General features: G+C 62.8%; 15 protein-coding genes. 5 read left to right on the forward strand and 10 right to left on the reverse strand.

The genetic code is table 11. The annotated features are described in order from the left end of the window. The first annotated feature begins 28 nt into the window (after nt 1-28). Nucleotides 29-1,384, forward strand: a complete 1,356-nt coding sequence (locus tag KK137_RS08340) for an FAD-binding oxidoreductase (protein WP_338028010.1) — start codon at nt 29-31, stop codon at nt 1,382-1,384. A 98-nt stretch (nt 1,385-1,482) separates the two neighbouring features. After that, nucleotides 1,483-1,920: a hypothetical protein gene (locus KK137_RS08345; protein WP_214535664.1), complete on the forward strand. Its 438-nt coding sequence runs from the start codon at nt 1,483-1,485 to the stop codon at nt 1,918-1,920. Between the two features lie 538 nt (nt 1,921-2,458). On the opposite strand, the gene KK137_RS08350 is transcribed toward KK137_RS08345, so the two are convergent. From KK137_RS08350 to KK137_RS08360, 3 genes are all read right to left on the reverse strand, one after another. Then, a complete protein-coding gene (locus KK137_RS08350; protein ID WP_214535665.1) occupies nt 2,459-3,511 on the reverse strand; it encodes an extracellular catalytic domain type 1 short-chain-length polyhydroxyalkanoate depolymerase in 1,053 nt (350 codons plus the stop codon). A gap of 90 nt (nt 3,512-3,601) precedes the next feature. Further along, on the reverse strand, nt 3,602-5,779 hold the full coding sequence (locus KK137_RS08355; protein WP_214535666.1) for a hypothetical protein: 2,178 nt from the start codon (nt 5,777-5,779) through the stop codon (nt 3,602-3,604). A 92-nt stretch (nt 5,780-5,871) separates the two neighbouring features. Continuing rightward, nucleotides 5,872-6,417: a hemerythrin domain-containing protein gene (locus KK137_RS08360; RefSeq protein ID WP_214535667.1), complete on the reverse strand. Its 546-nt coding sequence runs from the start codon at nt 6,415-6,417 to the stop codon at nt 5,872-5,874. A 307-nt stretch (nt 6,418-6,724) separates the two neighbouring features. Here KK137_RS08360 and KK137_RS08365 point away from each other — a divergent pair, with 307 nt between their 5' ends. Beyond that, entirely contained in the window at nt 6,725-7,483 is a 759-nt protein-coding gene (locus KK137_RS08365; RefSeq protein ID WP_214535668.1) for a histidine phosphatase family protein, read from the forward strand. Continuing rightward, complete coding sequence (locus KK137_RS08370; protein ID WP_214535669.1) at nt 7,483-8,367, forward strand: NAD(P)H-hydrate dehydratase; 885 nt, start codon at nt 7,483-7,485, stop codon at nt 8,365-8,367. The genes KK137_RS08365 and KK137_RS08370 overlap by 1 nt, the downstream gene beginning before the upstream one ends. Nucleotides 8,368-8,388: 21 nt before the next feature. Here the strand turns inward: KK137_RS08370 and KK137_RS08375 are convergent, their stop codons facing one another. Beyond that, on the reverse strand, nt 8,389-8,943 hold the full coding sequence (locus tag KK137_RS08375; protein ID WP_214535670.1) for an alpha-ketoglutarate-dependent dioxygenase AlkB: 555 nt from the start codon (nt 8,941-8,943) through the stop codon (nt 8,389-8,391). Nucleotides 8,944-8,993: 50 nt separating this feature from the next. Beyond that, nucleotides 8,994-9,380 (reverse strand): DUF3597 domain-containing protein, encoded by a 387-nt coding sequence (locus tag KK137_RS08380; protein ID WP_214535671.1) that lies wholly within the window; start codon nt 9,378-9,380, stop codon nt 8,994-8,996. Between the two features lie 230 nt (nt 9,381-9,610). Here KK137_RS08380 and KK137_RS08385 point away from each other — a divergent pair, with 230 nt between their 5' ends. Then, nucleotides 9,611-10,168 carry a DUF4142 domain-containing protein gene (locus tag KK137_RS08385; protein WP_214535672.1) on the forward strand — a complete coding sequence of 186 codons (558 nt, stop codon included), beginning with the start codon at nt 9,611-9,613 and terminating at the stop codon, nt 10,166-10,168. A 44-nt stretch (nt 10,169-10,212) separates the two neighbouring features. Here KK137_RS08385 and KK137_RS08390 read toward each other — a convergent pair whose 3' ends face one another. The 5 genes from KK137_RS08390 to KK137_RS08410 form a co-directional block, all read right to left on the reverse strand. Next, nucleotides 10,213-10,776, reverse strand: a complete 564-nt coding sequence (locus KK137_RS08390) for a hypothetical protein (protein ID WP_214535673.1) — start codon at nt 10,774-10,776, stop codon at nt 10,213-10,215. Between the two features lie 248 nt (nt 10,777-11,024). Continuing rightward, nucleotides 11,025-12,503: a serine hydrolase domain-containing protein gene (locus tag KK137_RS08395; protein ID WP_214535674.1), complete on the reverse strand. Its 1,479-nt coding sequence runs from the start codon at nt 12,501-12,503 to the stop codon at nt 11,025-11,027. A 71-nt stretch (nt 12,504-12,574) separates the two neighbouring features. Further along, the gene (locus tag KK137_RS08400; protein ID WP_214535675.1) at nt 12,575-13,873 is read right to left on the reverse strand and encodes a serine hydrolase; all 1,299 of its coding nucleotides are present in this window, start codon (nt 13,871-13,873) and stop codon (nt 12,575-12,577) included. Then, nucleotides 13,870-14,994 carry a M56 family metallopeptidase gene (locus KK137_RS08405; RefSeq protein ID WP_214535676.1) on the reverse strand — a complete coding sequence of 375 codons (1,125 nt, stop codon included), beginning with the start codon at nt 14,992-14,994 and terminating at the stop codon, nt 13,870-13,872. The genes KK137_RS08400 and KK137_RS08405 overlap by 4 nt, the downstream gene beginning before the upstream one ends. Then, nucleotides 14,991-15,377, reverse strand: a complete 387-nt coding sequence (locus KK137_RS08410; protein ID WP_214535677.1) for a BlaI/MecI/CopY family transcriptional regulator — start codon at nt 15,375-15,377, stop codon at nt 14,991-14,993. Before KK137_RS08410 ends, KK137_RS08405 begins: the two co-directional genes overlap by 4 nt. Nucleotides 15,378-15,544: the final 167 nt, after the last annotated feature.

Here is a 15,544-nt window from a genome sequence, read left to right on the forward strand (position 1 = left end):
CGTTCGACCTCTACTCGATTGGCTGTGAGTGAATGCCCACCCGCCCTTCGATGAGCTTGTCCAGCGAGGGGACCGCATCACCGTCAGAGATTCGGTCCGATACGCAGAAGAGCGCGAACGGACGATCTGGAATAAGCGGCTGGATCAAGCCCGAGATCCCGATGCGATTATCAGGGTGGGTTCAGCAGAGGAGGCTGCCGAAGCGGTTCGCTTTGCCGCAGCCAACTGCTTGCAAGTGTCACCCCGGGGCGGCGGCCACCATTACGGCGCAGCCGCGTTGCGAAACGGAGGTGTGCTGCTCGATCTGGGTGGATTGGACTTCGTCGAGATCGACAGGACGGCCCGAGTTGCCCGAATTGGCGCGGGCGTACGCGGCGATAATCTGAGTGAAGAGCTCGCCGCGCAGGGGTTTGCCTTTCCCGTCGGACACTGCGCCGACGTGAGCGTAAGCGGCTATCTCCTCAACGGTGGTTTTGGCTGGAACTCGGGCGAATGGGGCGCCGCTTGCGCCAACGTCATCGCGATGGAAATGGTCTTAGCGAATGGCGAGATTGTCCTGGTCAGTGAGAGCCATCATCCGGACCTGTTCTGGGCCGCGCGCGGAGGCGGACCGGGGTTTTTTGCAGCGATCACGGCCTATCACGTGGCCCTCCATTCTCTGCCACCTGTTACCTGTGCCTGGCGAGCCGCGTTTCCAGCATCAAGCGCACCGCTCCTGGCCGACTGGCTCACTGCTGCGACCGATTCAGCGCCGAGGGAAACCGAGGTCGGCTGCTTTCTTATGTCGCATTGGGATACCTCGGAGCCAGCGATCGTCCTCAGGGTCTCAGCCTGCGGCGACTCCGAAGCCGACGCGAGATCGCGCGTTTCTTCTTTCGCGTCCCCGCCGCAAGATGCGAGCCCGATCGGCGATCCTTGTACTGAGGTGATCCCGTTCACCGACCTCTTCAAGTTGTCGCCCATGCCAAGCGGGAAGCGCGTCGCAGCAGATCATCTGTGGGCTACGGCTCCGTTGGGCGAACTACTGCTCGCGGTCTACGATATCCCTGCGCACAGCCCGCATTCGACGATCGACCTGGTGGCCTATGGTGGACATTCGCGCACTGGTCTTCCGAAGGACGGGGCTCTCTCGGTCGGAGGGGGTACGGGGGCCGGTATCTATGCCATGTGGGATGATCCGGCAGATGACGACGCCAACTGCGCCTGGGTCCGCCGGGTCGACGAGGCACTCAGCCCCTTTCGTTCTGGCCGCTACGTGGGCGAGGCCGACCTGACCGCCTCTCCGCAGCGTCTGGCTGAGTGTTTCACTCAAGAAACCCTCGAGCGCCTGCAAAGCCTGCGCACGAAGTACGATCCGGACAGCCTGTTTTTCACATGGCCATGACCGGACCGCCAACACAGGCAATCATCCTGTTTGCGGGCGTGCTCATTCATTCCGGCTTAAGGCCCTGACTCGCTATAGTAGCTCTCGGTCGCTGACGGATGGAGAGAACCAAGCGCGTTGCGATAGTCATTTCCGGCTTGCTGCTTTCGGCCTGCACAACGCACGCTCAGCAAACATCGGCCGGCCTCGATAGCACTCTCGATGCCATGGCCGGCCAACCCGTCGACGTCGCGATAGCCTGGCTTGGCGAACCGATCGGCTCGGCGCCGATGGGCCCAGACCTCGTCTATGGATGGGGCCAGACATTCACCAGCACCGAGTACACCAATGCCGCGCCCGGCTTCGTCGAAGCGGCCGACTTCAAGGGCGGCGTATTCCCCGCACCGCGTCATACGGTCCAGAACAACTGCGTCATACGCATGGTAGTCGGTGCCGATGGTCTCATTCGCGACTGGGACTACCAAGGCTCGGATCGCGGTTGCCGCGCCTACGCGGATCGTCCGGGGAGCCATGCGATGCTTCGTGCCGCTAGTTAACGAGGACCAAGGGCCACTCACGCTTCAACTGAGCCACCCGGCGCTCTGGTGTTCCCTGCCCGCCGCTAGGTTTTCGGATCGGCCGGACAGCTCGATAATCCCAAATCAATTTTGGAACGGCGCGATGAAGCTCCCGTTACCTGGCAGGACGCGCAGCACTCGACCCTCACGAAGCTGCGCGTCCAACCTGGAAGCCCCGCAGGGGCGGCGCAGAGGAGCAGAAACCCATATGGCGATCGGACTAGGGGCTACGGCGCGAGCGATCGCCGAGTGACGGGTAAAGTTGTCCATCTGTCGTTTGGAATGGCCGAAACCATGACTCTGTGCGCTTTGGCTGGCGTCGAATTCGTGCGCCTTCGAAACCTTCCTAATGGAGCGACGAGCGTCGAATGTTCGACAGACGAGGGGGCGAACGAACTGCGCTCACAGTTGCAGGGTCACATCTTGCCCATTCGGCGAAGCGCGAGTGAGGGGAATTCCGGCTAAGGTTATGAAGCCTTCCGCACGAGAGATGCGGACACCACCAAGTTAACTGCGGCTATCGCATCAGTCCCGCTGTCCGTAGTGCGTCTTCTATCACTTGTCGGACGCTGCCAGACTTCGAATGGAGAGGTCTGGTCGGTTCTGCGCATGTCTTGGCCCGCTTAACCGCCGGATCGATCAACCCCCAGGTTCGGGCGCTGTGCAGGGTCGATGAAATTCCGGCCTCGAGCATGAACGCCCCGGTTTCGCCGCAACCGCATTCGCCTTCAACAGCGAGGGGCGCGCCATGGCCCATCCCCAGCACGCGATATTCCTCGATTACAAGCCTGCCCGCGTTGTTGCGCCAGCCGCGTCGGGGATGACCGTCGATCACTTCTTGCTCGGTCGGTTCTTGTCCCACGCCATGGACCTCTTGCCACTGGCGCAGAATGCCCTCGGCATTGGACATGTCGACCACCGTGTCGGCTGTGCCATGCCAAATGGACACTGCCGGCCATTCGCTGTCGTGCGAGGCGGCTTCCCGTATCGATCGGCCACTGCTTTTGGCTGTCGGCGAATATCGGCGCATCTGTTGGAACGCTTCGGGCATGCTGGATGCAGCTCCGTGCGGCAGTCCGGCCAGGATGGCCCCTCCCGCGAATTTCTCCGGGTAGGCTGCCAGCATGTTCGATGTCATGGCACCGCCAGCGGATAATCCGGTGATGAATACGCGCTTGCCGTCGACGCCGTGGCGGCCCACCATCGCATCGATCATCTGGGCAATCGAGAGAGGCTCGCCAGAGCGCCTCCGGGCGTCGCCGGGCTCGAACCAATTGAAGCAAAGGTTCGGATTGTTCGCCCGTTGCTGCTCGGGCAAGAGAACGGCGAACCCATGGGCTTCAGCGAGCTCGGACCACCCCGTGCCGGTGTCATATCCCCCCGCTGTCTGCGTGCATCCGTGAAGCGCCACCACAAGCGGCAAGGGATTTTCCGACGATGGTGCATAAAACCAGGCTTTCAACCCCCCCGGGTTCGAGCCGAAGTCGTCCAATTCCCGCAGGCGGCTAGGCGAGCGTCCCTGCATCGCGCGCGCCATAAGGGAACGATCAAGGCGTAAGTTCATGTTCATGCTGATTGCCTTGGTATGACCTAGGATGGTGCATTGCACCATACCGCAATGCTGCACTGCGGCAAAGCCCTTAACGACAACGAAAAGCAGTTAATCTGGTTGCTCAATCCAGCTAATGATCAGCCGCCCATTGGCGGGGACGTTGAAATCCACTCGTGACTCATCACGGGCGCGGCCCTTCAACTCGTCTCCGCCCGCCGTCACCACCCTGAGCGTGGGCAACTTGCGCCGCTTCTCGCGCACGAAACTAAGCGCAGCGAGGCAGGTCTCCCCACCGTCGAGCACAACACTCAGCGACCGATCTCCGGTCCGTTCGATCCCTCGAACGAAATGATCACAGAATAGCTTGAAAGGTGCTCCTTCGATCGGGTGGAAGCTCCGCGTGGCGAACACCATTGCCGCACCGGCGCCATAGATCTCCTGCCCGACTTGTCCGGCGCACTGTCCATCCGGATAGAGATCCTCCAGAGGAAAGGAGAGATTCCGATCGATGTGGCCGTTACGGTTCTCCGTCGCGAGAATTTCAGCAGGCAAGGCGTCGGGGTAGTAAAACCAGGCGCGATCCAGGGCATACTTGCAGTACTCGGCCACCAGCATTCGGACAGCGGGGTCGAGGTTGGGCCCACTTTCGTCGAGAAATACCTCAAACGCGGTAAACGCGTCGAAGCACTCGTAGATTGCCATATACGGGGCATCCTGCAGGCAGGTCGCCCCGAGGAAATTGCGGTAATGCACCGCATGCTCCAGTTCGCTCTCCCAAATCTCGCAATTGTGGAAGAAGCTCGCGAGATAGACGTAACTTTGCTCGGCATAAGTCACGTCGTTGGTAATGCGATAGAGCCGCATGCAGGCGGCCGCCCCCCAGGCTGTCAAATTGGCCTGGTAGTTAAGGTTGAAGCGCATCCCCATGGCGGCATCGATCGCCGCCTTGGCCTCATCGAGGAACCGCGGCTCGCTCGTCAGTTCATGGGCCTGGAGCATGATGTAAGCATAGAGGCCCCCCACATCGGTTTGGCCGCGTTCGTCATTTGCAGTCGCGGTGATGATGGAGAAGTCGGTGACCTTATACTGGATCGGCCATCGATAATCGAAATGCCGCGCGGCCTTGATGCTGAAGTCGATGCAATCGAGAAACAGGGACGCCGAGGGCTTGTCGCCCGCCAGCGCCATGCGGGCCAGATTGAGCATGGGATGGTAAAGATACCAGCTGTCGACCGCGTCGGCGTCCTTGTCCTCTCCCACGTTAGGGAGGTAACGGCGCAGTGCCTTGAGCTTGGGATCGTAGAACCGCTTCAAACCGGCGCGTAGCTCGGCCTCGAGAGGATGCGGTTCACCCTTCCAGCGACCCCAGTCGAATATGGCCGACAGGATCGATAACTGGACCATGGAATCGGGATACTCGTGGGCAGTGTAAGGGTGGATGTAGCGATGCCCGTAGTGGCGGATCGTCGCCTCGGGAGCGGCATCGAGATCGACCAGGGTCTTCTCGGCGCGGGTCACCCAGTCGCGATAGTCGGTCTGGGGCAATTCGATCAGCTTGTAGGCTTCGCCCAGCATCTGGAGAAACTGCCGGGCGGATTCCCTCTCGTGCGGAGGAGCGCGATGGCGGAACACGAGGATCGCATCCGACAGGGTCACATCTTTGCCCACTGGCAGCGAGTGCGAAGGAGGCGTTCCTCTCTGCAATGGCGAGGGCACCAGATAGCCAAGTTCTGGCCACAAGCCCCCGACCGCGCCGTCAGGGCTGGTCTTGGTCGCTCGATAGTAGCCGTTCATCGCGGTCAGGTTCTGAAAGTAGAGAACATTGCCGAACGCCGGCTCATCGATATGGAAATAGAGCAGCCCGCTGTTGAGCCCCCGTTGGGCTGCTTCCACGTTGCCTTCGGCGGTCAGCGGATCGTCATTTGCGTCGAGCGGATAGAGATCGCGCGGCAGGAACGGCACCAACGTTGGCCCAGCAGGCGTGAACGTGACGGTGACCCGGACGTGCTCCAGGGCGTCACCACCCGCTTTGAGGACAATCTCGTGAACCCCTAAGGCACTATCGATCCGCAGACGCTGCGTCTCTCCGCCCTTGGTGGGCGTTGTCCGGCAGGCAAATCCCGTCGGCACGAATGCGGCACGTAATGCGACACCGCCGCGTCCGGACCGGCGGATGATCACCCACACCGAGTCTTGCGTGGCGAGTATTTCGGCGGCGAGTTCGCCAATGTCGAATGACCCAATTCGCTGCCCGCTCCGCTCCCTGAGAGCCCAGGCAAGAGCCATGACATAGGGACTGGCCGGGACGACCTTATCTGGTTTTCGTTCCGTCTTGCTCGTTGGCGAAGGTCGGCGTTTGGTCTGAGTGGCCACGACGCTCAAAGACCCTGCTGGCCGCCTACGTAACGATCATATTCCTCGGCATAGCGACGAGCGAGAACCGCCTGGTCTTCAGGAGTGGCTCTCTCGTTGAGATCGAGAAACCAATTCCCTTCTTCAGCATAGACATGATGCGCGACCGCGCCTTCGATGTGCTCAAGCTTATCGATGAAATCCTGGCTCATGGGGTCGATCTTTTCGAGGAGCGCCATCTGAACCTTGACCATGGCCTGCTCCTCGTACCCGGCTGCGGCATGGGCTTTCTGGTGTTCTTCGGCCAGCGCTGGATAAATCACAGCCTCTTCCGCGTTCGCGTGCCCCGTCAACAATATGCCAAGGCGCTTGAGCGCCGCCCTGCGTGCGCCAGCGTCGCCTGCCACCTTCACCTCTGCAAAGGCGTCCTCGATCCGAAGGTGATGCTTGAGGATTAGCGCGAGCCAATCGCCCGGCATTGAGGCTGCATTGGCCCGGCTGCGAGCCTCCATCCTTTCCTCTTCACTTTCGGGCGGAGTGACGGCGGCGATGACCTTGTCGATAATGGACATGGGAGGTTCCTGTTTTCTCGCGGCCGGACGGTCGCACTATTCAAGAACAGGGGGTTATGGGGGGTGTTCCAGAACTGACCTAAAGCAAGGGTATCCTAAATGGACGACAAGACGTTCGGGCAGGATGCCTGCGTCGATTGCATCGGGTTCGAGTCTCGACCGGGGACCGGAGGGCTACCAGATGTTCCCTGACGAGCAGGACACGTACCCAACGTCGGCCTCAACCCCGGCGGAACCCTGGCGGCTTGACCGTCCCGAGGATCGAAGCCCTGCCCCGCACGTTGCCGGCTTGCGTGCGGAGATCGGTATGAATTGGCCTGAAAAGTTGATCATCGTTCGCCATGGACAAAGTTCCGGCAACGTTGCGAGGGACATGGCGCACGACGCCCTAGCCGATCGCATTGCCCTGACCAGTCGCGATGCCGACGTGCCGCTGAGCGAGTTAGGCAGGGAGCAGGCTCGCGCGCTGGGACTTTGGTTCGCCAACCTTCCGCCGGACTGGCGGCCCAACGTCTTGCTTTCGTCGCCTTATGTCCGAGCCCTGCAAACCGCCGAAGTCTTTCGCGATTCCGGGGGAACGCCCGCCCATGAGCCGATCTGTTTCGATGAGCGGCTGCGCGAGAAGGAGTTTGGAATACTCGACGGGCTGACCACGTTCGGGGTTGCCAACGTGTTTCCCGAGCAAGCGGAATTCCGCCGCCTTCTCGGCAAGTTCTACCACCGCCCGCCGGGCGGCGAGAGCTGGTGCGATGTCATCCTGCGGTTACGATCGGTGCTGGACACCATCTCGCTGCACTACCGCGGCAGGCGGGTGATGATCTTCACTCACCAGGTGGTGGTCCTTTGCCTGCGCTACATCATCGAAACGCTCGACGAGGCCGCGATCCTGGCAATCGATCAGGAAGGCGACATCGCGAACTGCGCCATCACCGAATACAGCTTCGACCCCGGTGCGGGCGGTGACGGCAAGCTCGTGCTGGCTCGTTACAATGTCGTTGCTCCGATGAAGCAACAGGACACGGCCGTCACCAGCGAGCCCGATGCGATTGTTGGGCGGCGCGGCTAGTGCAGAAGCTCGATCGCGCCTGGCTGGACCGCCATCCGCTCCCCTCCCCCGCGATCGGCGGAGACAAGAACGCCCGCGGCCGCGTTTTGGTGGTGGGCGGCGCTGAATTCGTACCCGGAGCGCTGCGGCTTACCGGCGAGGCGGTGCTACGAGCGGGCGCGGGAAAGTTGCAAATGGCCACGGTTCGCGCGGCGGCGATGTCGCTTGCGGTCTTGATGCCCGAGGCCGCGATGATCGCCTTGCCCGCTGATGACGATGGGGAGATCGCCTCCGGGGCGATCGAACTGTTGGGAGAGCGACTGGCAAATTGCGACACGCTTGTTCTCGGCCCGGGAATGTCCGCCAGTGAGCGCACCGAACAACTGGTCGCCGCCCTCTTGCGGGGAGCGTCGGCAGGCCAGACGATTGTCCTGGATGCCGCCGCGCTGACATGCGCTGGCAATCTCGGCACGCTGGTTGCGGCCCATGAAGGCCGCGTGATCATGACGCCGCACTATGGCGAAATGGCCTACCTGACGGGCATCGATGCGGAAACCATTGCGAACGACCCCGTTGCTGCGGCCGAACGGGTGGCCGAAAAATTCAACGCCATCGTGGTGCTCAAAGGGGCCCGGACCGTGCTGGCGGGTGCCGGGGAAGAAGCCGCGCTCTTCGAGGGCGGCAGCGCTGGGCTTGCAACCAGTGGGTCGGGCGATGTCCTGGCAGGCGTGATCGGAGGGATCGCGGCCCGCGGCGCCGTGCCCTTTACGGCGGCAGGCTGGGGAGTGTTCATCCATGGCGCGGCGGGGGAGCACGCGGCGAAGGAGATTGCCGAGATCGGCTTCCTCGCCCGCGACCTCCTACCCGCTATTCCGAAATTAATCGCAAACTTCGGAGCCGGATAGGTCTTTGCGAGAAGCCGTATTCTACCGCCTGGCTAAGCTGCGAAAGGTTATCGACCAACGCGTAACGTTCATTTGGGCGATGCTGTGGTCCCAGTCGTGCCGCGCCTCGCCGCTGAGGTGATAGAGCGAGCGCGGTAAAACCTGCTGGGACGCGCGAACGAACTTGGCCCCGGTTCTGCGCCGAAACCGCAACGTCGCGGCGTGGCCCAACGAAATGCCGATCACATGTTCGAATACCGGACGATCGCGGTGCCATCCTATGCCTGCGCCCGGGTCGTACCGAATGAGAAGAGCCTGCTCCAGATCGCCAGACTTCAACCCTACCGATAGCGCCGCGCGTTCCTTGAAGGGCAGCAACCAATCGGGAATAGGCTGGGCGGGCGCAAAGACGCCGGTCTGAAAGTCATAGGTCCACCCATAGGACTGGGTGAAGCGTTTGCCGGTCCACTGCTGGAAAAGAAACGGCGCCAGATTGGTCTCGCCGATATGGTCTATCAGCGCCTGCTCTTCGTCTGGCGTAACAAATCCGTCCTGATAGCCAAGGCCCGGAATGGGCGGCGTGCCGAACAGATCCATCACTTAAACTGGCCATTCGCGCTTGAATTGGAAATGGGCGATAGTCGTTCCTAGTCCAGCATGTCTGCCGGAATCCTGCCACCATTCCTGGCGAGCTCGGTCATGACACGCTTGTGGAGCCAGATATTCATTTCGGCGCTCCCATCAAGCTCGCCGGTATAACCGAACTCTCGTGCCAGCTCCTGACGTTCGCCCAAACTCGAATCCAGTTCGAGAAGTTTCATGAGGTCGACAATGGAGGAGCGCCAGTTGAGATCCTGATCGCTGCGGGTGGCTCGTTCGGAAAGTACGCGCTCGACGTCGACTTCGAGAACGGGCTGAGCCGACGGCGCCGCAGTCGGAGCAGCGGAGGCGGCGGGTTCGGTTGCCTGCGGCGCCGGAGCGGTCTTGGCTTCTTTGCCGAAGATCGCATCCTTGATGCGTCCGAAGATACTCATGCGACGTCTCCTAATTGGGTCCAGCGAGTCCTGAACCGGTCCACCGCCTGATCGACACCAGAGTTAACCTTGATCACAACGCCAGTCGCGCCAGTCCATCCCAAGGTCGGGACCCATTTGGCCTTCGACGCGCGGTAGCGATCCCTTGCCCCGTTGTAACAAACCTAAATGGGGGGAACTTTGACCGCAGGCCCCGGTTGCCGTGTCGAAGTCACATAAGGACACGACCCATGAAAGCGCAGCTTTTAATCGGCCTCGCCGGCGCTCTGGCGCTGGCAGCGTGTAACAACGCGACGGAGACCCAAGAGCCTGCCGCCCAAGCGACGGGAGACATTAACCCTCCGACGGCTGAGACGGCTTTGCCCGATACCTCGACACCTCAAGGCTTCGTGGACGCGGCCGCGTCGAGCGACATGTACGAGATCGAGGCGGCAAAGATCGCCGAACAACGAAGCGCCAACGAGAAGGTGAAGTCGTTCGCTCAGATGATGATAACCGATCACACCGCATCCACTCAGAAGCTGAAGGCGGCGGTGGCGAAAGCGGGCGGCGTCGGGCTGCCCCTCGCCATGCAACCCAAGCATCGGACCGATCTTGATGCCCTGGTGGCGGCAGGCGACAATTTCGACGCCCTCTATGCCAATCAACAAATCGCGGCCCATGAAGAAGCCTTGGCCCTGCTCAAGAGCCAGGCGGCGAGCGGTGCATCAGAGCCCCTCAAAGCCTTTGCCAGCGAGACGGCACCCATCGTTGAAGGGCACCTTAGCCACGCACGCGAACTTCCCTGAGGGCCAGACTCTCCGTCTTGCGGCGCTTGGCAGGCCCGGAGCGATCAACCTTGCCACTTTCGCAAGGCCTTCTCGAAAGCGCGCTTCGTAGTGGCGAGTTCTCTCTGCAGCTTGTCGCGTTCGCGGTCATGCTGCCGTTCAAGCTCGCGCCGCTCATGAAGCAACTTCGCTTCCCGCTGGGCTAGCACCCGTATCTCCTTCTGGTGGCGGTCTTCGGCGTCCGCCAACTGGCGCTCGGCCTGACTAAGAGCGGTGCGGTCCGGGCGCGGTCGAGGTTTGACGGATCGGGTCGCCTTCAACTTCGGCGCCTCAATCTCTGCTGCCTTCCGGTTCGATGGCGCGGCAGGGTGCTTGGAGGGAGATCGCCTCGGCAGCGCTGCGATCTGCTCGGCCTCGGTGCCACGCAAGCGACGGATGACCTTGCCGGGGTGTTCGAGGAATTCACGAGCCAATTCCGGATCGGTCACGGGTTCGGCTATGCCCCGCGCGAATAGGTCACTGTCGCTGCCCCACGCCTCCAGGGCAGCCTTACGGCTCGGCGCAGCGACATAGGCGTCGTGGAATCCGATCGGGGTCCGGAAGACCTTGAGCTTTTGTTGCCGTGGCATCAACGCGGGGCCTGTGATGCCGGACTAGCCTTGGCTTCATATTCCAAAGCTAGCTCGATCAAAGCATTCGCGGTGCGCCGATCGGCCCCCTGAGCGAAGCGACGGCACCTTCTCGCCTCGGTGGCATAATAAGCGCGGTCATCTTCATCGGACATAACAGGCTTATCGATCTAAGCTGTTGCCGTTCCTAAATTAACATCGGCCCGACACAGGAACCCAGGCGCTATCCGTACGTCTGGCGCCCTCCTCTACTGGCCGCCGGGTGGCAGAGGGCGGTAGTTGACCGTCGCGATCGTGCCGTCCGGAGCGAGCATGATCGTGTAGACCGCCGCGCCGTTCGCGAACTCGGCGCGATAGGAGTCGAAATCCGCGAGCGTGACTTCCATGAAAGTCAGGGAGCGTAGCGGCCCGAGGTCCTTGTATATCTGCTGTAACGTCGGGAGCATGGCGCGCGTCACATCGGCACCCAACTGCGACATCGTGGAGTAATCAGGCGTTCCCGCCGCGATGTCCGTAATCATCTTGCGCAGCGCGGCCTCGGAGCCGGGCTGCGGCGTGGTCCGCAGCGCAGGCGGCTCGTCGGACGTCAGTGCGGCAATGATCCGCCGTTGGATGATCGGAGTCGGCATCGCTTCGCTGTTCGAGATTACCGCGATGCGCAAGTTGCTGTCGGGCAGCCAGCTCAGCACGCCGCCGAAGCCGTTTATGCCGCCGCCGTGCGTGATGATGCGTTGACCGTCCAGGCGATCGATCGTCACCCCGAACCCGTAAAGCGCCTCGCTCGGTCCCATCTTCACCGGCGAGCCGATCATCTGCTCGAACGAGGCGGGGCGGATCGCACGCCCGTTGGTCAGGGCGATCTGCCAGCGAACCAGGTCGCCGGCGCTCGAGACCAGCGCTCCGCCGCCACCGGGCGTGTTCATGCTGATCGCCGCGTCGTTGGAGCGCGAGTGTGTGTCCGGGTCGAAGGAATAGCCCTGCGCGCGGTGCGGAATGATCGCGGTTTCCGAGCCGTAGCGCGTATGCGTCAGGCCGAGCGGCGTGAAGAACTCGTCCTGCATGAACGCCGCGTAGGCCCGGTCGCTCGCCTTGGCCACGACCATCCCCAGCAGGTAGTAGTTGGTGTTCGAATAGCGCCAGCCCGCCCCCGGCTCGAAGTCGAACGGCTTGCCGGACACCAGCTGCAGCAGCTCGGCGTCGCTCACGTCGATCAGCGACAACCTCCCGAAAAAGCCGGGCTGCATCGTATATTCAGGGATGCCCGAGGTGTGGTTGAGCAGTTCGCGGATCGTCACCACTCGGCCGCCGGTGTCGAACTCGGGCACGTATCGGCTCAATGGATCATCGACGGAGAGCTTGCCCTGCTCCGCAAGCTTCAGGATTGCCGCGGCGGTGAACTGCTTGGTCATCGAGCCAATGCGGAAGATCGTGCTCGCATCGACCGGCGCGTTCCACTCGAGGTCGGCGATGCCGTAGCCGCGATCCACAATCAGGTCGTCGCCGCGTGCCACCGCCACCGACAGGCCAACGAACTCCGGGCGGGTCCTGACTTCGTCGATCACCGCGCCGACGCGGCGCTCCACCTCGGCATCGCTGAGCCTGGCGAAGACCTGCGCTTCAGGGGAAGGCGCGGCTTGCTGCGCCTGAACCCTCACCTGGGCCTGCGCCGGCAGGCTCGCAACCAGAGCGCCGGTCGCCAGCGCCATCGAGAAACAGCTCACCCTCATCCCTGTCGTCCCCTTTCACGAGATTTCCGCCGATTTGAGGATGGCCGACATCCTCGCTTGAGAAATTGGGGCTAGTCTGGCCGGGCCAGCGCAATCGCGCGCATTGCGAGCGCCGTGAACGCCTCCCGGTCGACGGCCGCATCGGGGTTATTCCAGCTCAGCGTCACCACGTGCCATTCGCCGGCGTGGTCCTGCAGCAGCCAGCTCAAGTTGAGCACTCCCGGCTCCGACCCACCCTTGAAACCGATATACTGCCAGCCCCCGCTGAGATTATCCGGGACAGAGGTGCTCACCGCCATGATCTCGCGCGCGGTGGGGTCGTCGAGTTCGTGGATACGGCGCATGAGATTGACCATATCCTCGCCCGAGACCAGCCATTCGATATCGATGGCTTTGGGCGGGCCGGTGAACGTCGTCATGAATTCGAACATGTCGATTTTGCTATCGGCGGTGACCTTGAGCACGGCTAGCCGACCGGCCGCGTCGGCGGCTCGATAGGCTTCGACATCGCCATTGATTTTTAGGGCAATCATCTCGCGCGTCGACATGAAGGGAACCAGCAGGGCGGGATCGGAATGTCCCGACGCGGCGACCTCCGCCTCCACCGCGCCGCGCCCGACGGCCGACAGCAAATTGTCGGTGGCGGTGTTGTCACTGACCGAGATCATTAGCGTGGCGAGGGTATGCAGCGTGACCGGCGCACCCTCTGGCCAGTCCCTCGAGGCGCCGGAAGGATGGGCTATGGTGGTGATCGGGACGACATCGCTCCAGCTTCGCTTTCCTGCAGCAACCTGACGGGCGAGCGTGGAAAGGATGTAGAGCTTGAAGGCCGATCCGATGCCGAGATGCCGGTCGGCATTGTACGACAGCAAAGGCTCGCCACCGTCGAGCGGCGTGATGAGGATCGATGTTTCGCCCGGCAAGGCCCGGATATCGGCCAGCAGTTTCTCGGCGCTGTCATCGGCCGGGGCGAGGTTGTTCACGAGAATGCCGGCGACCCGATAGGGAGGTCTATTGGCAAGGTTGAACACGCCCGAAGCGATCCCGCGCTCGAACCGGATGGCGATATTGGCAGCGGTTGGCGACGTTGGCTCGACCGATTCCAGTCCGACCAGCGGGCCGTATTGGCCCTTGGCCTGATCGAAGATCGCGGAAAGCTGCTCCTGCGAAACCCGCGAGGTGAAGGCTTCGTCGAACACGTCCGTGTAGATCGCCTGTCCCTGCATTACCGCGACGATTTCCCTGGCGCGCTGCTCGACATCCTGTGCGGCGGCGGCAAGGGGCATGGCCAACAATAGAAGTGCGACAATGGCCCGATGAACTACCCCGGCCGCGCCGCCGATCGCGCGCGAGATTCGGGCGCCGGTCACTTGGTGGTTACCCCCAAGCCCGCCTCTTGTGTCGATTTCGGCAGCGTATTGGGCTCGCGCGGCGGAATTCGAAGGTCGAACACGACCGCTTCGGCATTGTCGTCTGACGAGAACGGCGTAGGGGTCGAGGAACCCAGCGCTGTATCGGTGAACTGCAAGGTCATCAGCGGAGCCGTCAGGACCGTCGCGCTCACGGCCATGGCCGCGGCCCAGCGGGTGCCGCCGGCAGACCGGTTCAAGCCGCGGTCGAGGACCCGCCGGACACGCTGGGCGAGCGAGTTTCGCGAGGGAGCGACGCCATGGGCTCCGAACTGCAGGCCGTTGCTTTGCTGGCGGGCAGCGCTGACCAGCAAGCTCGCATAAGCCGTGTCCTCGACGTCCGCGGCCAGCACGGCGTCGTCGGCCGCTTCCTCGCGCAGCTGGTGCGCCTCTCGCGCCAACAGCCAGGCAAAGGGATTGAACCAGAATATAGCCACACTTACGCGGGCCAACACCAGTTTGGCCCAGTCCGCCCGCGCGAGGTGCGCCAGTTCGTGCGCCACGATGGCGTCCGCGTCCGCGTGCGCCGCGACGGCATCGGTGTTGAGCAGAATCTTGGGCGCCTGGATCCCCCAGCTTACCGGAGAGGCGATCTCGGGGCTGGCCAGCAACGCGACGCTCTTCGTGAATCCGATCCGCCGCCGGGCCCGGTCCAGGGCTTGGAGCCAGTGATCGTCGGTCACCGCGCGAGCCCGCGCCGTCAGCAACACCAGCCGCAACAACGCCAGCAGCGTGCGGGCGATAAGGAACAGGGCGAGCACAGCATAGGCGAGGAGCAGCCCGTCCGCCGCCTGCGTCAAGCCCGACTCCGCAACAGGGGTGTGGGGCGCAGGCGCGATCGGTGCGGCCCTCGCAGTGCCGGAGCTTGCCGTCGCGGCCTCGGCCAGGACGGAGACGTAGGAGGTCGGCACCTCCATCGGCGGAAACAGCAACGATCCGAGCGGCAACGCGGCGAGCGCCGCCAAGCCGAGATGCGCGATCCAGCTCCGATCCGAAGCCGAACGGCCGCGCATGAACCGCAGCACCAGCAGGGTTCCGCCGGCGATCACCACCGACTTCGCGGCAAGGAGAACGAATATCACTTGGGCCCCTTGCGTCTGGCGGCGCGGGCCTGGGCGATCAGCGCTTCAAGTTCGTCGAGCTCGGTCTCGTCAAGCCGCTCGGACATGCCGAGCAGCGCTGTCGCGGCGCCTGCGGGGGAGCCGTGGAAGAATACCCGCACCAAGTCCTTGAGCGCGGTCTTGCGCGCCTGGCTGTCGGGCACGGCGGGCCGGTAGAGATGGCCTTTCGAGCTGTCGGAGCGGCGAACGAAGCCCTTGTGCTCAAGCCGGCTGAGCATCGTCCGGACGGCCGAGCCGCTGAGTTGCCCTGGTAGCGCTTCCGAAATCTCCGCCACGGTCAGGTCGCCCCGCTCGTAGAGCAGATCGACGATCTCGCGTTCGCGCGGGGGCAACTTCTTCAACATCGGCCGCCTCCAACCTCACTGCTACATTTGTAGCGTGCCACAAATGTAGCGCGCCTGCAATGGGGATTTGACGCAGGTCCGGCAACAAGGTCTGGCTGGCGCCTGCTCCTGGTTCGCGAGGACGGCTTGTTGCGCGACTTGGACGGGCGCAGAGCCGTCATCCGGAG

This window comes from Croceibacterium selenioxidans (assembly GCF_018599195.1).
Classification (GTDB): domain Bacteria; phylum Pseudomonadota; class Alphaproteobacteria; order Sphingomonadales; family Sphingomonadaceae; genus Croceibacterium_A; species Croceibacterium_A selenioxidans.